Source organism: Epilithonimonas sp. 33E (assembly GCF_059372615.1).
This window is the reverse complement of sequence record NZ_CM182009.1, coordinates 2,417,226-2,440,583: the sequence shown is the minus strand read 5'-3', so window position 1 is coordinate 2,440,583 and position 23,358 is coordinate 2,417,226. Positions and strand designations below refer to the sequence as shown.

The following is a 23,358-nucleotide window of genomic DNA, read 5'->3' as shown; positions in this document are numbered from 1 at the left end:
TTAAAAATTATATCTCCAGATTTTATAGACTTCGCCTTTCTTAAACATAGTTTTTTCCAGAGGAAGTTCTATGAATGCATCAGTTTCCGCAAGATGGGAAAAATCTCCGGATCCATTGGTGTTGACTGATTCTGCAATTAACTGTCCTGATGGATTCATGCTGAGTTTAACCTGGGCGAAATATTGTAATGAAAAAGGGAAATCTATATCATTTTGTAAAACGGCATATTGGGGATTTTCCGGGATTTCCAAAGATCTTTCCAGCCAGGGAATAAAATACCGGTGCAGGCACATGAATACGGAAACCGGGTTTCCAGGGAATGCAAAAACCAATTTTTCGTTTTGACTTTTTCCGAACCAGAAAGGTTTTCCCGGTCTTTGCTTTATTTTGTGAAAAAGCTGTTCTATTCCCAGTTCTTCGCAGGCTTTGGGCAAATAATCAAATTTTCCCATAGAAACCCCGCCACTCAACAGTAAAATATCGTAATTATCGATACATTGGGATAGTTCTTTTTTTATGAATTCAAAATCATCATTCCAATGCAGCCAGTCAGCATCAATTTTATATTTTTCCAAAACAGATTTTATAGTGATTCCGTTGGAACGTCTCAGCTGAAATGGAGTAGGAGTATTTTCAGGCGGAATCATTTCGTCTCCCGTGGAAATAATAGCTACTCTGGGAAGTTTTTTCACTTTCAGATATGTTTTTCCGACAGATGCGGCAATCCCGAGAATAGACGGAGTGATTAGCTGATTGGTTTTTACCAATATTTCTCCTGCCTTTTTATCTCTTCCTTTCAGATGGATATTCTGTCCTTTTTTAACATCAATATTAATGCTTGCTATATTGCTGTTTATCAAAATATCTTCATAGCGAATAACAGTATCCATTGAAGAATGCAATGCAGCTCCAGTCATAATTTCTATGCAATCATTTTCATTATCAATAGAAACCGGAACTTCTCCCGCTGCCTGTACAGCTTTGACGGTAAAGTCACGCAATCCTTTTTCATAGGATGTAAAGCTGATGGCAATTCCGTCTACCGTTGATCTGTCGAATGGCGGCAAATCGCGATCAGCCAAAATATCTTCCGCTAAAATTCTTCCTAAGGCATTTTCATAGAAAATTTCTTCTGTTCCAAAGTTTTTAATCTGAGAAAGTATGATTTCTTCTGCCTGCTTTACACTGATCATTTCCATAATTATCCTCCTATTGTTGCCATTGACTGATGTATTTGCGAGGCGGTTAAACTCAGTTTCTGAGCTTCCCAGCCATCTTTCGGTTTTTTGTGTATGCTACTGATGATAATGTTTTTCAGCGCTTCATCTGTTTTTCCCATACGGATTTCATCTTTCAGATTTACGCCAGTTCCTTCATATAAACAAGTTCTGAGGATACCAGAAGGAGTGATTCTGATCCTATTGCAATCTCCACAAAATGAACGGGTGTAAGCTGCAATGATTCCTATATCTCCTATAAATCCTGGGATTTTATAGTTATATGAGGTTGAGCTTTTAGGATCAACCGTCTTTTGGATTTCAGGGAAATGATCTTTGATGTGATTATAAATTTGTGCAAAATTCCATTTCAGGGAAATATCATTATTGCCACCATTAAAAGGCATTTCTTCAATAAAGCGGACATCTACCGGAAGCTCTTTTGTGAGCATTATCAACGGAATGATATCTTCAGTATTTTGCCCTTCCATGACCACCGTATTGATTTTTACCTTTATACCATACTGTAATAAACCATCTAAAGTTTTCATGACTTTATCAAAGCTATTTCTCCGGGTAATTTTGAAAAAGCGTTCCTTATCAAGAGTATCAAGACTTAGATTGACAGATTTTATCCCGAATTTTTTAAGTTGCGGGATATATTGTTCGGTGAGAAGACCATTGGTGGTAATGCTGAGGTCAGTAAGTCCGGCTAATTGCGATAGATTTTGGATAAGTTCAATACTATTTTTTCTGACAAAAGGTTCTCCTCCCGTTATCCTGATTTTATCAACTCCCAATTCTGTAAATACCGAACAGATTCTGAGCATTTCTTCATCCGTCATTAATTCATTTTGCTTAATCCAGCTAAGACCGTTTTCCGGCATACAATAGGTACACCGAAGATTACACCGGTCTACGATAGCAAGCCGGAGATAGTTGATGCTCCTTCCAAATTGATCTGTCAACATTTAAATAGAATAAGTCTTATTACAAATATACTGAATGTTTGGTTTTGAAATCGGACACCAGCGAGTGATATTGGGAATATGATATGAAATTCACAATTTGTGATATTCATTAATTAAACATATACTATTATGTTAATTATTTTTGGGATCTTTATATATTTATGAATATTATTAAACATAAAATAGTAAATGAGTTTTAAATAATTAAATAAGGAAAATGAAATTAATATATGGCAAGAGTAGATTTTAATAAAGATACAGAAAAGATAAATGTTGTTTTTCAAAGCAAAATAGGTCCAGATATACTTAATGATTTTCCGGATAATGCTTTTACAATAATTCTTCTTGATAAATGCGATTCCGGAAATTGTGTAACTGATCTTAATAAGTATAGTCTGAAATCGAAACAATTATTTATCCACCTTCCCAAAAGAGTTTATAAGTGGGAATTTTCTCCGGATACTACAGGAAGAAGACTTATTGTTGATGATTCACTTCTTGAAACGTTTGCACCGGAATTGAAATACACATTCTCAATATATAGTAAATATGAAATGGTATATCCTAATGATGAAACGTATCAAAAGTTCAGTGACGAATTTGATGCCATCAGAAAAGAACTCCATTCTAAGTTTATGTTTTCTGAATTGATTAATGCTAGAGTTAGACTCTTGGCTCTTATAATTAATTTATGGGTAGAACATGCATATGGTAATTCTGGGATTGCAACTGGTGGAACTAATTTTGCATTTAAATTTCACTTATTGGTAGATAAATATTATAAAACTCAAAAAAGTGTTGCGTTTTATGCTAAAGAATTATCAATTACACCTAACTACTTAGGGGTTATTTGTAGGGAGCAATATAAGAAATCACCTTTAAAATTTATTAAGGAACGCGTATTGCTTGAAGCGAAAAAATTGTTACACAGTTCCGATAAAACTATTAAAGAAATATCCTTTGAACTGGGCTTTCAGAGTCTATCACATTTCTCTTATTTTTTCAGAACAGAAATGGGAATGACTCCCAAATCATATCGACAAGTAATGGATTAGTAAAGCTTATTGCAACAGGTTGTGAAAGACTTAGAAAACATTAATAATTTGTCATCAGGATAATTCTACTCCTTATTTTATAAAAGAGAAATAAAATTCCGCTAAATGTCAATTGTTTGGAAATAAAAACGTCCTGTCCTAAATATTTTTTAACGTTGTGGCTAGCCTGCTTTATGTACCACACACTGCTTTTTTAAATTTATTATATATTAGACATAAAAAATACCCCGCAGATAGGCGAGGCGCTAAATGTTTTCACAACGGAATAATCCTTATTGTGAATTGCTTTCGGTTACAAATCTAAAAATTATTTTTTTATCTGTTTTATGGTTTTCCGTAAAATATTTATTTTTTTTCTCTTTATTTTTATGCTTTATCAAAAACTAAATAGCTATGGCAAAAAATATACTTGGATTAGACTTGGGAACTAACTCGATTGGATGGGCGTTAATCAATCAAGATTTCGATAAAAAAGAAGGTAAGATTCTTGGCATGGGAAGTAGAATTATTCCGATGTCTCAGGATATTATTGGTGAGTTTGGAAAAGGAAATTCTGTTTCACAAACTGCCGCAAGAACAGATTATAGAGGTGTAAGAAGACTTCGTGAGCGATTTCTGTTGAGGAGAGAAAGACTTCACAGGATTCTCAATATTTTGAGCTTTCTTCCTGAACATTATGCTTCTCAAATTGATTTTGAAAAACGCTTTGGGAAGTTTAAAGAAGAAACAGAACCTAAACTGGCATATAATAAAAATGGATTTATTTTTAAAAATTCATTTGAAGAAATGCTTTCCGATTTTAAAAAACATCAGCCACAGCTTTTAGAAAATGATAAAAAAGTTCCTTATGACTGGACGATTTATTTCTTGCGTAATAAAGCTTTAACTCAAAAAATAGGGAGACAGGAATTGGCTTGGATTCTTTTAAACTTTAACCAGAAACGTGGATATTATCAATTGCGTGGTGAAGATTTTGAAGAAGAAAAAGATAAAACGTTTGTACGTTTAAAAGTTGATAAGATTGTTGATTCCGGAGATAATGTGAAGGGCAAAATATTGTATGATGTTTATTTCGAGAATGGCTGGAAATATGATAAACAAATTGTAAAAACAGAAGATTGGATAGAACGCGTAAAGGAATTTATTGTTACTGAATCATTCTTGAAAACCGGTGATATAAAAAGAACCTTTAAAGCAGTTGATTCTGAAAAAGATTGGATTGCTATCAAAACTAAGACAGAACAAGAAATCGATAATTCAGATAAAACTGTCGGAACCTACATTTACGAAACACTTCTTCAAAATCCGAAACAAAAAATCAAAGGAAAACTTGTCCGTACGATTGAAAGAAAATTCTATAAAGATGAACTGAAACAGATTTTGGAAAAGCAGAAAGAGTTTCATCCCGAATTACAGAATGATGATTTGTACAGTGATTGTGTTCGTGAATTGTACCGAAATAATGAAGCACATCAACTGACTCTCAGCAAAAAAGATTTTGTTCATCTTTTAATGGAGGATATTATTTTCTACCAAAGACCATTGAGAAGCCAGAAATCTTCTATTTCAAACTGTACTTTGGAATTCAGAAAATATAAAAACGAAAATGAAGCAGAGCAGACACAATATTTAAAAGCGATTCCAAAATCCAATCCTTATTACCAGGAATTCAGGATTTGGCAATGGATGTACAATTTAAATATTTATAGAAGAGATGATGAACAAAATTCCGTTACAAAAGAGTTTTTAAACACGACCAAAGATTTTGAAAATTTATTTGAATTTTTAAATAACAGAAAAGAAGTTGACCAAAAAGCTTTACTCAAACATTTTAAACTAAATGATAAAACGCATCGTTGGAACTTTGTAGAAGATAAAAAATATCCCTGCAACGAAACTAAAACAATGATTTCTTCAAGATTAGATAAAGTTGAGAATATTTCTGATGATTTCCTGACGAGAGAAATTGAGCAGAAGATTTGGCACATCATCTATTCTGTCAATGATAAAATTGAATATGAAAAAGCCTTGAAATCTTTTGCCAATAAAAATAATTTGGACGAAGTTTCTTTCTTTGAAGCATTTAGAAAATTTCCACCTTTCAAAAGTGAATATGGTTCTTTTTCTGAAAAAGCGATTAAGAAATTGTTGCCTCTGATGCGATTGGGAAAATATTGGAGTTACGCTGATATTGATAAAAATTCGAATAACAAAATTCAGAAAATTATCAATGGAGAATATGATGAAAATATCAAAGATAAAGTAAGAGAAAAAGCAGTTCATCTTACGACTGAAAATGATTTTCAGGGATTGCAATTATGGTTAGCTCAATATATTGTTTACGGAAGACATTCGGAAGCTTCAATGATTGGGAAATGGAATTCTACAGATGATTTAGAAGAATTTTTAAAAGATTTTAAACAACATTCGCTTCGTAACCCGATTGTTGAGCAGGTCATTACCGAAACTTTACGCGTTGTAAAAGATATTTGGCTGAAATACGGAAACGGAGCCAAAGATTTCTTTAACGAAATTCATATCGAGTTAGGAAGAGAAATGAAACTTCCAGCAAAAGAGAGAGAAGACCTTACTCGTAAAATTTCTGAAAACGAAAATACCAATCTCCGAATCAAAGCTTTATTGGCTGAAATGATGAATGACCATTCAGTGGAAAATGTCCGTCCCTTTTCGCCAATGCAACAGGAAATTTTGAAAATCTATGAAGATGGTGTTTTGAATTCAGGTATTGAAATAGAGGATGAATATTTGAAAATCAGCAAAACCGCACAACCTTCTCCATCAGATTTAAAAAGATATAAGTTATGGCTGGAACAGAAATATAAATCGCCTTATACAGGACAGATTATTCCGTTAAATAAACTGTTTACACCGGAATATGAAATTGAACATATCATTCCGCAAAGTAGATATTTCGATGATAGTTTTAGCAATAAAATCATTTGTGAATCCGCAGTTAACAAATTGAAGGATAATTATATCGGACTTGGTTTTATTAAGCAATTTGGAGGGACTATTATTGAGCTTGGTTTTGGGAAAAATGTAAAGGTTTTTGAAGCCGAAGAATATGAAGATTTCGTTAAAAAACATTACGCTAATAATCGAGGTAAGAGAAATAAGCTTTTATTAGAAGAAATCCCTGAAAAAATGATTGAACGCCAGTTGAATGATACACGTCATATCAGTAAATATATTTCTGGTTTGCTTTCCAATATTGTAAGAGTAGAAGACGGAACAGATGAAGGTATAAATTCTAAAAATATTGTTCCCGGAAATGGAAAGATCACAATACAGCTAAAACAGGATTGGGGACTGAATGATGTTTGGAATGATTTGATATTGCCACGTTTTGAAAGAATGAATCAGTTAACCAATTCAACAGATTTCACAGCCTGGAATGAAAATCATCAGAAATATTTGCCAACTGTTCCGATTGAATTTTCTAAAGGATTTTCAAAGAAAAGAATCGATCATCGTCATCACGCTTTGGATGCTTTGGTAATCGCTTGTGCGACGAAAAACCACGTGAATTTATTGAATAACCAATCTGCAAAATCCGATACTAAACGTTATGATTTGCAGTATAAACTTCGTCATACTGAAAAATGGATAGATAAAGATGGTAGTGAACGAGATAAATTCACTGAGTTTAAAAAACCTTGGGAACACTTTACAATTGATGCAAAAAATAATTTGGAGAAAATAATTGTAAGCTTTAAGCAAAATCTCAGAGTAATCAATAAAGCTACAAATTATTATGAAAAATATGTGGAGAAAGATGGAGTAAAGATAAAGGAAAGAGTAGAACAGACTGGGACGAATTGGGCGATAAGAAAATCGTTACACGAAGAAACCGTTTCAGGGAAAATTAATTTGCCTTGGGTTGAAACAAGCAATGGAGAATTTGTCACAGCTACAAGAAAGTCTTTGGATACAAGCTTCAATTTGGAAAAAATCAAAAAAATTACGGATACGGGAATTCAAAAAATTCTCAGAAATTATCTTGAGGCAAAAGATGGTAATCCCGAATTAGCTTTTTCTCCAGAAGGAATTGAAGATCTTAATAAAAATATTGAAAAGTATAATGATGGTAAATCACATCAGCCAATTATCAAAGTTCGTTTTTATGAAAAAGGCAAGGGAAGGTTCGCCTTAGGGCAAACAGGAAATAAAGTTGATAAATATGTTCAAGGTTCTCCTAACTTATTTTTTGCAATATATAAAGATGAGAATGGTAAAAAAAGTTATGAAAGTATTCGTTTAGATATTGTAATTGAAAGATTAAAACAAGGTTTACAAGCAGTTCCGGAAACAAATCAAAATGGAGTTTTATTATATCAATGTCTATCTCCATTAGATTTAGTTTATATTCCAACAGAAGATGAAGCTAATTCGCCTCAGCTAATTGATTTTAATAAATGGGATAAAACAAAATTGGAAAGGATTTATAATGTAAATGACTTTTCGGGATACACAATTTATTTTAGTCAAAATTCTTTTGCTAAAAATATCTATCCTAAAGAAATGGATATGACTTGGAATGAAAAGAAACAAAAACCTTCAGGTTCATTTGATTCTAAAACAGCTTCTTACAATAATAAATCTATTAAAGATATTTTTATTAAAATGAAAATTGACCGTTTGGGAAATATTTTAAAAGCATAGTTTATGATTACCCGCTCCATCTACATCGGCAATCCCGCTTATCTCAAACTAAAAGATGAGCAGTTGAAAATTCTCTGTCCTGAAACCAAATCGGAAAAGGGGAGTGTTCCTGTGGAAGATTTGGGATTGCTGATGTTAGACCATTTTCAGATTACCATTTCTCATAATTTAATTCAGAAAATGATGGGAAATAATGTCGTGGTAGTGAGTTGTGATGCCCATCATTTACCGCACGGAATAATGCTTCCGTTGTACGGGCATACTGAACATTCGGATCGGGTAAAAGACCAGTTGGAAGCCAGCGAACCGCTCAAAAAACAACTTTGGAAACAGACTGTAGAATGTAAGATTGAAAATCAGAAAAACGTTTTGATGAAGCTGGGAAATTATTATGAACCCATGATTGAATATCAAAGAAATGTAAAGTCTGGTGACGTCACCAACATGGAGGGGATTGCAGCTCAACATTATTGGAAATATTTGATTAGTCTTGATTTTCTAAGACAGCGTTTCGGAGATTCACCCAATCAGTTTTTCAATTTTGGATATGCAGTGCTCAGAAGTATTGTTGCAAGAGCCATTGTGGAAACGGGATTATTGCCTGTTCTCGGTATTTTTCATAAAAATAAATACAATCCGTATTGTCTTGCAGATGATTTAATGGAACCTTATCGTCCTTTTGCTGATTTATTGGTTATGCAATGGCTAAAGATGAATCCTGAAACAGAAGAACTTACAAAGGAATTTAAAGCACACATTCTTCAGATTGCGACTAAAGATATTCTGATCGACAACAAAACAAGACCATTGCTGGTGGCTGTAAAAACTACGGCATCATCGCTTTATAAATGTTATACAGGCGAAAAACGGTTGATCTCTTATCCTGAACTGATATGAATGCCGAAAGGTTTAATGCATACCGAATTATGTGGGTTTTAGTATTATACGATCTTCCGACTGAGACTAAAGCGAACATGAAAGATGCGAACCGCTTTCGGAAATCATTAATTGATGATGGTTTTACATTATTTCAGTTTTCCATGTATGTTCGCCACTGTCCGAGCCGTGAAAATGCTGAAGTTCATATAAAGAGGGTCAAATTTATGTTGCCGAAAGCGGGGAAAGTCGCCATTATGTGCATTACGGATAAGCAGTTTGGAGACATTGAAATCTTTTTTGCCAGAAATAAAGAAGAACCGCCACCGACTTTCCAACAACTTGAATTATTCTAATTTTTTATTTCCTAAATAATAAATAAACCCACTGGAATTCAGTGGGTTAAATTTTGAGGTTGTGTTGTATCTCAAAGATACGGATAAATGAAAGCAATTCACAACATCAGCGCTCCCGTGGGCTCAAAAAGGTCAGTTGTGTTGTATCTCAAAGATACGGATAAATGAAAGCAATTCACAACATCAGCGCTCCCGTGGGCTCAAAAAGGTCAGTTGTGTTGTATCTCAAAGATACGGATAAATGAAAGCAATTCACAACCGATTTTCTTTAGCAGAACGTTTTACTTCGTTGTGTTGTATCTCAAAGATACGGATAAATGAAAGCAATTCACAACTCAATGGTCCAAAACCTAACAATGGAGAATGTTGTGTTGTATCTCAAAGATACGGATAAATGAAAGCAATTCACAACTAATGAAACAAATATACCAAATTTTTCATAGTTGTGTTGTATCTCAAAGATACGGATAAATGAAAGCAATTCACAACACGATGCTTCTCAGGAAGCTACCATTACTGGTTGTGTTGTATCTCAAAGATACGGATAAATGAAAGCAATTCACAACAGTTCTTTGTACATAACCATATCTAACATAGTTGTGTTGTATCTCAAAGATACGGATAAATGAAAGCAATTCACAACAGTATTAAATAATTGTCTTATCTTTACATCGTTGTGTTGTATCTCAAAGATACGGATAAATGAAAGCAATTCACAACTAGGTGTTTACTTTCTTCTAAATAGCCTGGTTGTGTTGTATCTCAAAGATACGGATAAATGAAAGCAATTCACAACCATTGTACGTTAACAAGATCTTCATCATCAGTTGTGTTGTATCTCAAAGATACGGATAAATGAAAGCAATTCACAACAGAAGCTCTAACGATTCGAATTTTAAATCCGTTGTGTTGTATCTCAAAGATACGGATAAATGAAAGCAATTCACAACTGTTAAACTTATTTAGTTTTGATTTAAATAGTTGTGTTGTATCTCAAAGATACGGATAAATGAAAGCAATTCACAACGGAGTGGGTAAACCATAATCATAAGGATAGGTTGTGTTGTATCTCAAAGATACGGATAAATGAAAGCAATTCACAACCGCAGTCTCCTCCTGGCCTTTTTTCAATGCGTTGTGTTGTATCTCAAAGATACGGATAAATGAAAGCAATTCACAACCAAATTTGGGAGCACTCCAAATTGTTGCTTGTTGTGTTGTATCTCAAAGATACGGATAAATGAAAGCAATTCACAACCCGTCAAAAACAAAGGATTGCTTTTGGTCCGTTGTGTTGTATCTCAAAGATACGGATAAATGAAAGCAATTCACAACCATAACCGAGATAATCTGACCGTTGTAAATGTTGTGTTGTATCTCAAAGATACGGATAAATGAAAGCAATTCACAACCATGGCTTACATCAAGCTTGTGCGGGATCCGTTGTGTTGTATCTCAAAGATACGGATAAATGAAAGCAATTCACAACTTAACCTTTTTCGGACAAAAATTAAATTTTGTTGTGTTGTATCTCAAAGATACGGATAAATGAAAGCAATTCACAACGCTGGCATTTGCCTGCTGGTAGTGCCAAACGTTGTGTTGTATCTCAAAGATACGGATAAATGAAAGCAATTCACAACTTACATTAGATAGTGATCTTGATGAAAATTGTTGTGTTGTATCTCAAAGATACGGATAAATGAAAGCAATTCACAACAAGATTGATGAATAGGTATAACGTTAACCGGTTGTGTTGTATCTCAAAGATACGGATAAATGAAAGCAATTCACAACCACATTTTATAATATTTAATTATCAATATAGTTGTGTTGTATCTCAAAGATACGGATAAATGAAAGCAATTCACAACAAGGTGGTGTCGGTGAACTCCACATGAATGGTTGTGTTGTATCTCAAAGATACGGATAAATGAAAGCAATTCACAACTTATAACTCCGATGTAACAATATATATTATGTTGTGTTGTATCTCAAAGATACGGATAAATGAAAGCAATTCACAACGCCATCACGGCATTATGTAAGTTCACGATTGTTGTGTTGTATCTCAAAGATACGGATAAATGAAAGCAATTCACAACTTATAACTCCGATGTAACAATATATATTATGTTGTGTTGTATCTCAAAGATACGGATAAATGAAAGCAATTCACAACGCCATCACGGCATTATGTAAGTTCACGATTGTTGTGTTGTATCTCAAAGATACGGATAAATGAAAGCAATTCACAACCCACTCGTTGGGGGAATAACGGACTTGCGAGTTGTGTTGTATCTCAAAGATACTGATAAATGAAAGCAATTCACAACAACTCGTGGTCTTGGAGCGTCTGACATCGGGTTGTGTTGTATCTCAAAGATACTGATAAATGAAAGCAATTCACAACGGCGGCTTATTCAGCTTATCAGCTTCGTACGTTGTGTTGTATCTCAAAGATACTGATAAATGAAAGCAATTCACAACCTGTAACTGAAGAGTTGTAAGCGCATCATTGTTGTGTTGTATCTCAAAGATACGTACGCACTTTATGATATAGTGTCAATGTTTAAGAAATTTACTTTGTTATTATTTAACGTCTCACCTGGCTCGGAGTAATGCCAAATTTTTTCCTGAATGCACTGCTAAAATGCTGTAATGAACAGTAACCCAATTCAAACGCTATTTCAGTAGCTTGTTTTTTGCCTTCAAGCAAATTATTTTTTGCCAGTTCCAAACGTAAATCAGACAAATAAGAAAAAGCTGTTTGATTAAACACTTCTTTGAAGCCTCGTTTCAGTTTGTATTCATTTAGCCCTGTTATTTTTGCCAATTCTACCAATGTTGGTGGTGATTCCATATTTTTGACCAGATAATCACGGGCAAATACGATTCGTTCTTTGTCGTAATCAGATTTGATATATGCAGATGCTGAATTTTGAAAACTATTAAACGATTCTGCCTGTAAAACAAGTAACTCAATTGTTTTTGAAAGAAGGAATAATCTTTTTAAGCCATTTGTATAATCACAATTCAAAATAGAATTAATGCAGGTTTGTAAAGGCAGATCTATATTCAGATTAGAATTTGAAAAAGCAACAGGCATTCCCAAGATTATTTTGTCCGAAAACAGTTTAAGGGATTCATTCCCGTCTTTGGATATTTTCAAAAAAGAATCTTTTGAAAACTGAATCATAAATGATTTCATCCGCAATCCGTCAACTTTCATCTTGCCTTCAGCGCTCGTGCCATAGAACAAATTATGCTGGTTCGTGCTCAATGCAAAGGAATTGCTCATTCCATCCTGCTGTATTGAAGTTCTGCCCTGCAAATTAAAATGCATAGTTACTAATTCCGAATCTCCTTTCCAATCCAGTTCTGTTGGTTTATCAAGATCAGTTTCGGAATATAAAATCTTGATGCCATCAAAAAGCCATTGTTTGGCAGTTAATTGTCCAAAAGGGATGTTGATCTTAAAGACATCTTCTTTAAAATCCTGATTACTAAAGTTATTTTCTTCCAAGGCCATTTTAAAAGCCTTTTCATCATTTCTTAACTCAAATCCCATAGCTCCCTATTTTGCCAGTTTAATTCCTTTTTTTGTAACCTCATCTTTTGATCAGAAAATAATTTTGTACCGTGAGGTTATGCAAGATTAAACAGAATCAAAGTTAGAAAAAATTCCATAGTCTATTGACCTCGAAAACGATCATAAAAAACATAGCATTAATATCAATCTTTTAAATATGGATAATATGTACCAATTCTCAAACGCTACCAAATGGTTATTCTATGCGATTTGTGCTTACTTTATAATGAATGGAGCACAATTGTGGGAAACCGTTTTGATGGTTCCTGCGTGGACTGCAGCTCCGCCTTCTTCATTAATCTTTTTTCAAAAACCTTATGGATTGGATTTTAAGGCATTCTGGATAATAACACATTGCATACTTGAATTAATATGTATTGCAGCTTTAATTTTTAACTGGAAGATCAGGAAACGCAGAAATTTAATTTTACTGGTTTTGGCTGGGCATATTGCAGTGAGGGTTTGGACATTACTGTATTTTGCCCCGACAATCATGGAGTTCCAGCAATTACCGTATAGCAATACTGTTGATATATTCTTACAGGAAAAAGCCGCTCAATGGCGCAATCTGAATTATCTGAGAATGGCAATATTTTTTATGCTTAATTTTTTACTAATACCCGGATTAAAAATTAAAGAAAAACAATGAATAAAAAAGCAATCATCATAGGTGCAGGTGTGGCAGGACCAATACTGGCTTTACAACTAAAAAAAATAGGATTTGACTCTGAAATATTTGAATCGAGATCAGAAGACAACACAAAAGAAGGCGCTTTTTTAGGTCTTACTCCTAATGGACTGAATGTATTAAAAGAGTTTATTGATTTAAAGCTACTCAAAGAAGATTATACTCCTGGCTCAATGAAATTTTTTAATTCCAAAGGAAAACAGATAGCCGAACTGGGAACAGCTTACCAAAAGGAACAATATGGTGTTGAGACCATTCAGATTAAAAGATCGAATCTCAATAAATATGCTCGGATAGCGGCAAAAGCAGCAGGTATAAAAATATCTTATGATAAAAAGTTTATTAAGTATCATGAAACAAATGAGCAGGTAATCGCATATTTTGCTGATGGAACTTCAGCTGCTGCTGATATTATGATCGGTTGTGACGGGATGTTTTCTGAGGTTAGAAGTCAATTATTTCCGGACGTTTCCGCAATTCAATATACAAAACTCATTTCTACTGGTGGTTACGCAAAGATTCCTGAGCTTTCAAAACCGTTGGATTCAATTCGGATGACCTTCGGCGAAAGAGGGTTCTTTGCTTATTCGGTTTCTGACCAAGGTGAGGTTTGGTGGTTTAACAACTATTTCAGAGAACAGCAACCAAAGCCATACGAAATAGAAAATACATTAAAAATTGAAATTCAGGACCATTTGGTAAACGTTCATAAAAATGATGACCCATTATTCTCCAAAATAATCAGAAACAGTCACGAGATTATTGCATATCCTGTGTATGATTTACCGAAGCTTTCACGTTGGTATAAAGGCAGAGTTTGCCTTATCGGAGATGCTGCACATGGTATTTCTCCACATATTGGACAGGGAGCATCATTGGCATTGGAAGACACAGTCGTCATTGCTGAGTTATTAAAATTACATAAAGACTATGGAACTGCATTTCAGATTTTTCAATCCGAACGCCAGTCCAGAGTGGAGAAAGTAATAAAAAGTGCCAGAAAAGTAGGTGATACTAAAACCAAAACGAATCCAATAGCAGCGTGGCTTCGTGACCGCTTCATTGGCTTTTTCATCGGTAAGCAAATTCGGCAACTTGACTGGATTTATGGCTGGAATTATTACAACAATAATAAATCATAATTATTATTGTAAATGCATTTTGATAAGCACTCGTAAACATTTAAGCTCTCAAAATAAAAGCAGTTCAAAATAATTCGAACTGCTTTTAAATATTGAAAATTGATTGATATTTTTACCAAATTTTTGTGTTGGTTGGAATATTACTTTTTTTCTGATACTTCAGGAGCTTCATACCATTCGGAGTCTGCCTTGTAGATTTTGTACTTTACACTGAAGCCTTCCGGAATGTATATAACAATCGGCATACGACCATTATAATCAGTAAGATATCCTTGTGCATAAACAAACTGTACTTTTTTTCCTGGTTCCAGACATGCCTTCATGGTTGAAACCGCATTCCCGTTTGAGTTAAAAACCAGATAATCATATCCCCAACCTTTCAGATCTTTCTTCACAAAACTTCCGGAAAGGCTATATTGGTTACATTTGTCAGTTTCCATATCTTTTCCAACAAAGATTTCTATTTTCTTATTAGCATCTGTTGTAGAATAAGGTACATCTATGACCACTTTCTTCTGATTTTTCTCGGCTTTTGGAAAAATATCTGTATTTACTTTAATGAAAGTCTGAGCAGTAAAACTGCTACTAAATAATGCTGTTAAAAAAATAAAAATTGCCTTTGTAAATTGTGTTGTTTTAATCATATTTTTAAAATTTGGGAAATAATTCTCAATTAATGTGCCAATAAATGAAAATATGATATTAATCACTTGTCTGATGCAAGCAGGATTTTTATCTTACTTCGAATAGAATTCAGGATTTATTCGAATTTGTATCTCAATTTTGTGTCTTAAAATAAGATTGTGAAGCAAATACCGGTTCTTTTAACAGTAATATCCACCATATTCGTAAATGCTCAAAGTAAAAAAACTGACTTAGCAGGAAAGAAGGAAAACGACACTTTAAAAACCGATAAAGTAAAAACTATTCAGGAAGTCATTATTAGTGGTAAAAAGGCTGTTGTGGAAAACAAAATTGATAAAATAGTCTACAATGTCGCTAATGATCTCACATCACAGAACGGAGCTGCAATCGATGTACTGAGAAAGGTTCCTCAGGTAACTGTTGACGCGGATGGCAATGTGGAATTACAAGGCAATCCAAACATAAGATTTTTAATTAACGGCAAGCCATCAAGCATTTTCGGCAACAGTTTGGCAGATGCTTTGGCTTCAATTCCTGCCGGCCAGATCAAAAGTATTGAAGCCGTTACAAGTCCCGGGTCAAAATACGATGCACAAGGCACAGGAGGCATTATCAATATTATCCTGAATGAAACCAAGGTAAAAGGGATTAACGGAATTATCAATGCATCTGCAGGAACAAGGTTTGAGACGGGATCTCTAAATTTGAGTTATAGAAATAATAATTTCAGTATGAATGCATTTTTTAGCGGGAATGCTCAATTAAAATCCCGAACGCCTTTTTCACAGGAGAGATTATCGAAAGATATTCAGGGAAATTCCCAAACAAGATTGCTGCAGGACGGCTACACGGATTTTCAAAGGCATGGTTATAGGACGGGACTCGGTTTCGATTGGTCCATCAACAAAGAAAATACGATTAGCGGATCGATATCTTACAACAACTTTAGTAATAAAAATGTAGGTTTTATTAATCAGGAGCAATATATTACAGATTTTTCAGATTCATCTTTTGAATCTATATTGGGTTACAGAAATTCTTATAATCGCTCAACAGTAAGTTCCATTGACGGAAGTTTAAGTTACAGAAAAACTTTCCAAAAAGAAGGTCAGGAATTAACAGCAGACTATGTTGTTAGTTATGGCACTCCTGAAAGCGGCTATATCCAAACCCAAAGTCTTAACGGTACAGTTTTCCCATACAATGGAATTTCTGCTAATAATCCGGGAACAGATAACAGCCATAATATTTCTATAGACTATGTGCATCCTGTATCAGATAATATTACATTTGAAATGGGGGCTAAAACCATTTTTCAGCATATCACCAATTCGACTGACGTCCATGTTTATAATACTTTGTCAAATCAATATGAACCAGATCCTCTTCAGTCCTATCATTTGAATTACGATATGGGGGTGTATGCGGCCTATTTCTCTTCTTCATTTAAATTTTATAATTGGCTTGATGTAAGAGCAGGGGCAAGATATGAGTTTACCACTTTAAAAATAGATTTTCCGGGAACTCATATACCCTCGTATAGTTTATTGGTCCCATCCTTGATTTTGTCACATAAATTTAATAATAACGGAACCTTAAAACTTGCTTACAGCAGAAGAGTAGAAAGACCTGAATATGCTGAGCTTAACCCGTTTTTGAATATCAGCGATCCTCACAATATTACTACGGGAAATCCGGCATTAAAACCTGAGATAGGAAATAATATGGAATTCGGATATAGCAAAAATTTCGATAACGGAGGTAATATTTCTATAACGCTGACTGAGAGAATAAACACTCAGGATTTAAAACAAATCACAACATTTTACCCGGTATTTACAGCAAATGGAGTAGAGTACAATGATGTGTCTGTTACTTCAAGGAAAAATGTAGGGAAAGAATATAATTCAGGAGGTATCATTACCGCTTCTTTGCCATTTTGCAATAACAAGCTCAATGTGCGGGGTAATTTTATGGCGTTTCATCGATATATCGTCAGTGATTACTTCGGCAATATTGATATGGGATTCCGATATCGTCTGAATTTAAATCTAAATTACCAGTTTGCCAATGATTATATTTTAGAAGCTTTCGGAAATTATAATTCAGCAGCAAAAAATATTCAGGGAAAAAATCCTCAGTCCATTACTTATACATTAGCGGGCAGAAAAATGTTTTGGAATAAAAAAGCCAGCATAGGATTCACAATGACCAATCCTTTTAATAAATATATTAGACAGGTTACAACGGTTATTACCGGTGATTATGATTCTTACTCAGTTCGACAATTACCATTCCGTTCTTTTGGGCTCAGCTTTAGTTATAAATTTGGTAAAACAGAACTGAAAAAGGAAAAGGATATAAATAAGGATTTCTTAAACGAACCAATGTAAGAGAATTTTAATTATACTATTAATTTCTCATCAATTCATATATTACAAATTATTTTTAATTATGTATCCAGCACGATCTATATTTAAATTGCCGCGCTGCATTTAGCCACAAATCGTTCGAACTCCCGATCGGTATTTCGCATGACCGGCCCGTGACCGAAGCAGATAATAGCAGGGTTGAGTTTTGCTAATTTTTGAAGTGATTTGATATTCTGTTGCTGATCCGAAGTGAATATATTTGGCGGAAGTCGCAGGCCGGTTGCCGTCGTAAGCAGATTCATATTTATTGCTGCATCCCCGATTATAAGCACACCATCCCGCTCACGAAATAAAGAAATATGACCTGCCGAATGTCCGGGAGTCTCTATTACCCGAAAGTTTCCGATCCTGTCATTTTCAATGATTGTCCGGTCGACTTTATGTCCCTGGCCTGCCCAATACTTTTGCTGAAGCTTTGCTATCCAATGTTGCGGAGTTGGATAATCTGTCGTTACCATGCCTGTTTCTGTCCTGAAAACTTCGTTAGGATGGCAGATTAATGGTATCTCAAATTCTGCACATATCTGATCGCTGCAGCCCTGATGGTCTGCATGCGCATGTGTCAATACATGCTGATAAACGGGGATTTTCTGAATAGCTTTCTTTATAGCACTATAAGAACTTCGTATTCCCGAGTCTACCAATACGCCTTCAATGATATAGCAGTTAATGCTGTTTCGTGGCATTAGTGATATCTGGTAAACTTTAGGAGCAATTCGATTTAGCATAGATTTTTTGTGCAAATCTACATTGCTGCTTATGGCTGTACTAGGACATTTGTCCTATAATGCTTTCGTTAGATGTATTTGTCCTTTTGCGCGTGTAAGCGATCGTTGTGTAACGCCCAGATATGATGCCAGATCCTGTGTTGATGTGCGCTTGATGAGCATTGATTCGTTGGACAGAACATGAAGATACTTATCTACAACTGACTTATTGTTGTAATTCAGCAAATAACGTTCTTTTTGGTTATACTCTTTTTCCATTACCGATTTTATAACTCCGTGCCAAGCGGTAACCTTACCAAGCAGAAACTGATAATCCGGGTAGCTTATCCTGTAGATTATGCTATCTTCTATTGCTCTTATATTCCTTTTTGATTTTTCCTGCGCTACAAATTCCGGAAACGAAGTCATAAATTCATTCTCAAACTTGAAGCAGGTTATATTTTCCTTTCCATCCTTGTCAGTTGCATATGCTTTCACAGCGCCACTGGCAATAAATCCAATATGACGGCAGAACTCATCTTCGCGAATAAAAAAATCACCCTTTTTTAAGCGGACCAGTTGGAAGAATTGCGAAGAAAATTTGATTTCGTCGGCTGATAATACTCCTGTTGAGGATAAATAATTTTCAAGTACGTTAGTCATTTTGCAATTTTCATCTTTATTTCGTCTAACCGTATAATGTTAGACACCAAATCCAAGATTCAAATCTAAGAATTATTATACATTAAGACTGCAATGTAATAAAATACAGATTAAGATTGTCATTATAGAACAACTTCAAATGACAACCATGCTGAAAACAACATCGTCAGTTTTACTGCTGATGCCTTTATTTGCTTTATCGCAAAGTATCAACGGAACAGTCAAAAAATCAAAAAGCACCATCTCTTCTGCAGAGATCATTGCCAGAAAAGATCAGTACAAACAATCAACAATCTCGGATGAAAAAGGTCATTTCGATTTAAAACTTGTTGAAAACGGAATCTATACTATTGAATGCATATATGACGGAAATACACTCTATAAGGCAGAAGTAAAGGTTAATGGTAATACAGCTTATGACTTATTGATTCCAGAAGTGAACGAGAAGCAAATTGAAGGTGTAACCGTAACAGCCAGGAAAAAGCTGATCGAGAGAAAGGCGGACCGTCTGATCTTTAATTTGTCTAATTCCGCAGCATCACAAGGTATGGACGGTGTACAGGCATTAGATACGACACCACAGATCAAAGTAGATGAAAATGCGGGGATAACAATGGTCGGGAAAAGCGGTGTGGCGGTTATGGTCAATGAACGTATGCTGAACCTTTCCGGGTCTGAACTTATCAACTATCTCAGAAGTCTTCGATCGGAAAATATTGAAAAAATAGAAGTTATCACAGCACCGCCGGCTAAATATGAGGCGCAGGGAAATAGCGGTCTCATCAATATCGTACTGAAGAAAAATCAAAATCTGGGGTGGAATGGAAGTCTCACCACAAGTCTGTTTCAGACCACTTATACGGGCAATTCGAACTCTGTAACTGTAAATTATCAGAATGAAAAATTAAGGTCTTCATTAAAACTAAGGCAATATGACAGCCAGAAGCATTCTTATGAAAATTACAGAATTGTTGGCTCAGATGGTCTGAAAAGTGCTGATGACAGAAGAGATTTCTGGAAAGGTACAGGCCTCAACTTCAGTTCAGATTATGAGATCAATAGTAAGTCCGGCCTTGGATTTGTAATTGACTACGGATCCGGAAAATCAGGAATGGATATCATGAACACTTCGGATTATTTCCAGAATCAAAACTACACAAATACCTTATCTACTTATGCAGAGCACCGCAATGACAACAGGCAAGCCACGGTAAGTGCCTATTATGATATTAAGTTTGGGAAACGGAGCAATAAGCTCAGCATAACAGGTAACTATTTCTCTAACACACCGAGTAGCAATATCGATTTTACCACTCAGGATAATTCTGCTAATTCCTATGTCGTAAGAACACCGTCTGAATTGGATTATAAGATCTATTCCGGTCAGGCCGATCTTACGCTGCCATTTGAATTTGCAAAGACAGAAGCCGGAATTAAATTTACCAATTTTGATAACAATTCAGATCTGCAATACCAAAATTTTATCGGCCAGGATTATGTGACTGATCCCCTAAAGAGCGATCTTTTCAATTATAATGAAAAAAATTATGCTGCCTATGTAGGAATGGAACGACAACTCGGCGAAAAATGGACTGTAAAAGCCGGGCTAAGGTATGAATATTCCACCATCACCGGAAACTCTGTTTCATCAGGTCAGAGTTCGGAAAATTCCTATGGCAAGTTTTTTCCTACAGCTTACCTGACTTATAAAGCCAATGACAATAATACTTTCAATATTAATTATTCCAAGCGTATCAACAGGCCGGGATTCCGCGCACTTAATCCTTTTCGATGGTACACGAACATCAATTCCTACTATTCAGGAAATCCTGCTCTGAACCCATCAGTCAATCATAATTTTGAATTGTCATACCTATATAAAGGAAGATTTTCTGTTTCCACTTACTTCCAGCGGGAACTGAATGCCTTTGCCCAGCTGGTTATTCTGGAAGGTGAGAATAAGACGAGTAATTTTTACAACTTCTTCAACAAAAACAGTACAGGCATTTCTCTGAATTATTCAGATACTTTCTTTAATTTTTGGGAAGCCAGCTACTCCGCAGATCTGTCTTATATGAAAACACAGGTTTTTGCCACTGATGCCGAATCCCGAAAAGGTAATAGCAGCAGTTTTGATATCAGAAACAATTTTTCATTGACCAAAGATAAAAGCGTACAACTCCTGATGAATTATTGGTTCCGTGTGCCTTCCAGCATTGGGAATACCTATTCCTATTTTGTCGGTAATTTTACGGCTGGGTTGAAATTAAACTTGATGAACAAAGATCTTCTGATGAATATCTATGTTTCTGATATTTTCAGGCAGGGCAAGAGTCATGGCGAGATCTATTATGTAGATTCCACCCATTATTTTGATAACTATTACGATGGCAGAAACCTGTCTGTCTCACTCACGTATAATTTTGGAAACCGAAAGATAAAAACAGTAGGGCGACAGATGACATTTGATGAAAAGAATAGGGCGAACTAAGATTTATTTGTTAAATTGTTGTTTTGAGATCACGGATAAAATCTGTAGGTCTTATGCCGTTGATATCAAAGAAAAGATCAGAAAAGTTTTGTCTGGAAGCAATACCACATTCATGAGCTAAGGTCTCTACACTGTATTTTCTAAATACACTGTTTTTATGCAACTGTTCTGTGATATAACCAATTCTCAACGTGCCAAGATACTTATTGAAATTAGAGCCTTTGTATTCGTTGATCACCTGTGAGAGATAATTAACGTTAGTTTGTAGCTGAGAAGCCAGTTTCTGCTGTGTCAGGCCTTTTTGTAAAAAGCCTTGTTCTTTTTCGAATATCTCTAATTTCAGTAAGATCTGCTCTGTAATATCTTTGGGTATTTGGAGCTTTGGTTTTTCAAGTGGTTCAGAAGCAATATCCTTTATAGCATTCAGTTCATTTTCCATCTGTTGCAACTGATTTTTTAATGTAAAATACTCCCGTCTGGAACGGCGATGCTCCAGTAATTTATAAACCCCGAATATCACGGAAAATACCAATAATATAGCCACAAAAAGCAGTATGTACAAAGTCCTTGTCTCCTGATCTCTTAACAGTTGCTGCTGTACTTCGAGCGAATGTCTATCATATTCTTTGTGAATTTTACCGGATAGATATTGGAAATTTTCATTTAAATTTCCGTCCACTTTTAGGAGTTGCCTTGTATAATATAATTCGTTTTTCACATCCATTTTGCTCTGTTCGTTTTTCAAAAGATATTCGAAGGCTGGTCGGACTTCGGGCAGAACAAATTGATGTCTGTTGAAAATAGAATCTACTTTTTTGAAAGATTCTAAAGCCAGATGCTTTTGATTTTCTTTATCAAACAGAAGACCTTGATAAAAATGGATGATAGAAATATTGATGAAATCGTTGTGCGAAATTAATACCGGAAGTGCTTTTTCAAAATAATTTCCTGCTGATTGATAATTACCCCGATGCAGCTCTGATATGCCTTTGGACTTATAAAATAAACTTTTTTGTAATGTGTTGCCCGCATCTTTTTCTATATATTGTGCTTTTGTGAGATAGGTATCGGCTTTTTGGAATTGATCCAGTTTCTGAAAGCATACTATGATCTGGTGCAGGCTATTCAGATAATCTTTTGAGTAAGATTCCGACTTCTTATGATCATTACCAAAGAAAGCCAGACATTTTTTGAATAGAAGCAGAGCTTCTTCATTATAACCCAGATAAGCTTTCATCTCAGCGATATGATAGAGATTTTGATGAGTCAAGACTTTATTATTTGAACTTTCTAAATATCTGTAAGCCAGCAAATATTCGTTTAGTGCTTTTTTGAATTGTCTGAAATGATTATAATAAATAACACCTTTCCTGAGATAAGCACTGCCGATCGTATCCTTGTTTTTGGAAATTAATGCATTCTTAATGGCTTCATTGGCATAATTCAATTTTTGATTTCTGTCAGAGATGAAAAAGATAGCATCATCATATCCCTGAGCCATCTTTTCGTAATTTTTTTCTTTTATGGCTTTAGCAATAAAAGCATCCAGACCATTGTCAAAAGCTGCAGCGTCATTTTCCTGCAAAGAAATGTATTGTTGTCTCAAAGCAGTATAATCCTTTTCCGGAACAGCTTTTTCCCAAACCAAACCGAGCACCAGAAAAGAAAAGAAAATTAGAAACTTGTTGAATAATTTCATCTCTAAAAGTTATTACATACAAAAATAAACTATTTTTCCAAGGAAGTTCAGATGATAGATGAAATACGACTGGCAGCTATTCTACAAATTGAAAGATCAGGACCTTAGAGTGGTCTTAATTCATCAATTGGGACGTCAAA

15 protein-coding genes and 1 CRISPR repeat array are annotated in these 23,358 nt (G+C 34.8%); of the genes, 8 read left to right on the top strand and 7 right to left on the bottom strand.

Annotated elements, in window-relative coordinates:
- Complete coding sequence (locus AC5P2S_RS11145) at positions 1 to 1,200, bottom strand: molybdopterin molybdotransferase MoeA (RefSeq protein WP_494554882.1); 1,200 nt, start codon at positions 1,198 to 1,200, stop codon at positions 1 to 3.
- A 2-nt stretch (positions 1,201 to 1,202) separates the two neighbouring features.
- Complete coding sequence (gene moaA / locus AC5P2S_RS11140; RefSeq protein WP_494554881.1) at positions 1,203 to 2,189, bottom strand: GTP 3',8-cyclase MoaA; 987 nt, start codon at positions 2,187 to 2,189, stop codon at positions 1,203 to 1,205.
- 230 nt (positions 2,190 to 2,419) lie between these two features.
- On the opposite strand from moaA, the gene AC5P2S_RS11135 reads away from it, so the two are divergent.
- From AC5P2S_RS11135 to cas2, 4 genes are all read left to right on the top strand, one after another.
- Entirely contained in the window at positions 2,420 to 3,244 is an 825-nt protein-coding gene (locus AC5P2S_RS11135) for a helix-turn-helix domain-containing protein (protein ID WP_494554880.1), read from the top strand.
- A gap of 393 nt (positions 3,245 to 3,637) precedes the next feature.
- Positions 3,638 to 7,927, top strand: coding sequence for a type II CRISPR RNA-guided endonuclease Cas9 (cas9, locus tag AC5P2S_RS11130; protein ID WP_494554879.1), 4,290 nt, complete (start codon positions 3,638 to 3,640; stop codon positions 7,925 to 7,927).
- 3 nt (positions 7,928 to 7,930) lie between these two features.
- Entirely contained in the window at positions 7,931 to 8,824 is an 894-nt protein-coding gene (gene cas1, locus AC5P2S_RS11125; protein WP_494554878.1) for a type II CRISPR-associated endonuclease Cas1, read from the top strand.
- Positions 8,821 to 9,159 carry a CRISPR-associated endonuclease Cas2 gene (cas2, locus tag AC5P2S_RS11120; RefSeq protein ID WP_426278398.1) on the top strand — a complete coding sequence of 113 codons (339 nt, stop codon included), beginning with the start codon at positions 8,821 to 8,823 and terminating at the stop codon, positions 9,157 to 9,159. The genes cas1 and cas2 overlap by 4 nt, the downstream gene beginning before the upstream one ends.
- A 58-nt stretch (positions 9,160 to 9,217) precedes the next feature.
- Positions 9,218 to 11,649: a CRISPR direct-repeat array (repeat unit 47 nt; unit sequence GTTGTGTTGTATCTCAAAGATACGGATAAATGAAAGCAATTCACAAC).
- 106 nt (positions 11,650 to 11,755) lie between these two features.
- Here the strand turns inward: cas2 and AC5P2S_RS11115 are convergent.
- Complete coding sequence (locus tag AC5P2S_RS11115) at positions 11,756 to 12,730, bottom strand: helix-turn-helix domain-containing protein (RefSeq protein WP_494554877.1); 975 nt, start codon at positions 12,728 to 12,730, stop codon at positions 11,756 to 11,758.
- A gap of 187 nt (positions 12,731 to 12,917) precedes the next feature.
- Between AC5P2S_RS11115 and AC5P2S_RS11110 the strand changes: the two genes are divergently transcribed.
- Positions 12,918 to 13,400 (top strand): transposase, encoded by a 483-nt coding sequence (locus AC5P2S_RS11110; RefSeq protein ID WP_494554876.1) that lies wholly within the window; start codon positions 12,918 to 12,920, stop codon positions 13,398 to 13,400.
- Positions 13,397 to 14,581 carry an FAD-dependent oxidoreductase gene (locus AC5P2S_RS11105; protein WP_494554875.1) on the top strand — a complete coding sequence of 395 codons (1,185 nt, stop codon included), beginning with the start codon at positions 13,397 to 13,399 and terminating at the stop codon, positions 14,579 to 14,581. Before AC5P2S_RS11110 ends, AC5P2S_RS11105 begins: the two co-directional genes overlap by 4 nt.
- A 140-nt stretch (positions 14,582 to 14,721) precedes the next feature.
- On the opposite strand, the gene AC5P2S_RS11100 is transcribed toward AC5P2S_RS11105, so the two are convergent.
- The gene (locus tag AC5P2S_RS11100) at positions 14,722 to 15,225 is read right to left on the bottom strand and encodes an ecotin family protein (RefSeq protein WP_494554874.1); all 504 of its coding nucleotides are present in this window, start codon (positions 15,223 to 15,225) and stop codon (positions 14,722 to 14,724) included.
- A gap of 159 nt (positions 15,226 to 15,384) precedes the next feature.
- Between AC5P2S_RS11100 and AC5P2S_RS11095 the strand changes: the two genes are divergently transcribed.
- A complete protein-coding gene (locus AC5P2S_RS11095) occupies positions 15,385 to 17,619 on the top strand; it encodes a TonB-dependent receptor domain-containing protein (protein ID WP_494554873.1) in 2,235 nt (744 codons plus the stop codon).
- Between the two features lie 83 nt (positions 17,620 to 17,702).
- On the opposite strand, the gene AC5P2S_RS11090 is transcribed toward AC5P2S_RS11095, so the two are convergent.
- A complete protein-coding gene (locus tag AC5P2S_RS11090) occupies positions 17,703 to 18,386 on the bottom strand; it encodes an MBL fold metallo-hydrolase (RefSeq protein WP_494554872.1) in 684 nt (227 codons plus the stop codon).
- A gap of 54 nt (positions 18,387 to 18,440) precedes the next feature.
- Positions 18,441 to 19,028 (bottom strand): Crp/Fnr family transcriptional regulator, encoded by a 588-nt coding sequence (locus AC5P2S_RS11085; protein WP_494554871.1) that lies wholly within the window; start codon positions 19,026 to 19,028, stop codon positions 18,441 to 18,443.
- A 148-nt stretch (positions 19,029 to 19,176) separates the two neighbouring features.
- Here AC5P2S_RS11085 and AC5P2S_RS11080 point away from each other — a divergent pair, with 148 nt between their 5' ends.
- On the top strand, positions 19,177 to 21,519 hold the full coding sequence (locus tag AC5P2S_RS11080) for a TonB-dependent receptor domain-containing protein (protein WP_494554870.1): 2,343 nt from the start codon (positions 19,177 to 19,179) through the stop codon (positions 21,517 to 21,519).
- 10 nt (positions 21,520 to 21,529) lie between these two features.
- Here the strand turns inward: AC5P2S_RS11080 and AC5P2S_RS11075 are convergent, their stop codons facing one another.
- Positions 21,530 to 23,218 carry a helix-turn-helix domain-containing protein gene (locus tag AC5P2S_RS11075; RefSeq protein ID WP_494554869.1) on the bottom strand — a complete coding sequence of 563 codons (1,689 nt, stop codon included), beginning with the start codon at positions 23,216 to 23,218 and terminating at the stop codon, positions 21,530 to 21,532.
- Positions 23,219 to 23,358 lie beyond the last annotated feature (140 nt).

Excerpts from the sequence above, each read along its gene's own strand:
- cas9 (WP_494554879.1), top strand. The coding sequence starts at position 3,638 with ATGGCAAAAAATATACTTGGATTAGACTTGGGAACTAACTCGATTGGA.
- AC5P2S_RS11115 (WP_494554877.1), bottom strand. The coding sequence starts at position 12,730 with ATGGGATTTGAGTTAAGAAATGATGAAAAGGCTTTTAAAATGGCCTTG.
- AC5P2S_RS11075 (WP_494554869.1), bottom strand. The coding sequence starts at position 23,218 with ATGAAATTATTCAACAAGTTTCTAATTTTCTTTTCTTTTCTGGTGCTC.
- AC5P2S_RS11100 (WP_494554874.1), bottom strand. The coding sequence starts at position 15,225 with ATGATTAAAACAACACAATTTACAAAGGCAATTTTTATTTTTTTAACA.
- AC5P2S_RS11105 (WP_494554875.1), top strand. The coding sequence starts at position 13,397 with ATGAATAAAAAAGCAATCATCATAGGTGCAGGTGTGGCAGGACCAATA.
- cas1 (WP_494554878.1), top strand. The coding sequence starts at position 7,931 with ATGATTACCCGCTCCATCTACATCGGCAATCCCGCTTATCTCAAACTA.
- AC5P2S_RS11080 (WP_494554870.1), top strand. The coding sequence starts at position 19,177 with ATGCTGAAAACAACATCGTCAGTTTTACTGCTGATGCCTTTATTTGCT.
- moaA (WP_494554881.1), bottom strand. The coding sequence starts at position 2,189 with ATGTTGACAGATCAATTTGGAAGGAGCATCAACTATCTCCGGCTTGCT.
- AC5P2S_RS11145 (WP_494554882.1), bottom strand. The coding sequence starts at position 1,200 with ATGGAAATGATCAGTGTAAAGCAGGCAGAAGAAATCATACTTTCTCAG.
- cas2 (WP_426278398.1), top strand. The coding sequence starts at position 8,821 with ATGAATGCCGAAAGGTTTAATGCATACCGAATTATGTGGGTTTTAGTA.
- AC5P2S_RS11085 (WP_494554871.1), bottom strand. The coding sequence starts at position 19,028 with ATGACTAACGTACTTGAAAATTATTTATCCTCAACAGGAGTATTATCA.
- AC5P2S_RS11090 (WP_494554872.1), bottom strand. The coding sequence starts at position 18,386 with ATGCTAAATCGAATTGCTCCTAAAGTTTACCAGATATCACTAATGCCA.
- AC5P2S_RS11135 (WP_494554880.1), top strand. The coding sequence starts at position 2,420 with ATGGCAAGAGTAGATTTTAATAAAGATACAGAAAAGATAAATGTTGTT.
- AC5P2S_RS11110 (WP_494554876.1), top strand. The coding sequence starts at position 12,918 with ATGTACCAATTCTCAAACGCTACCAAATGGTTATTCTATGCGATTTGT.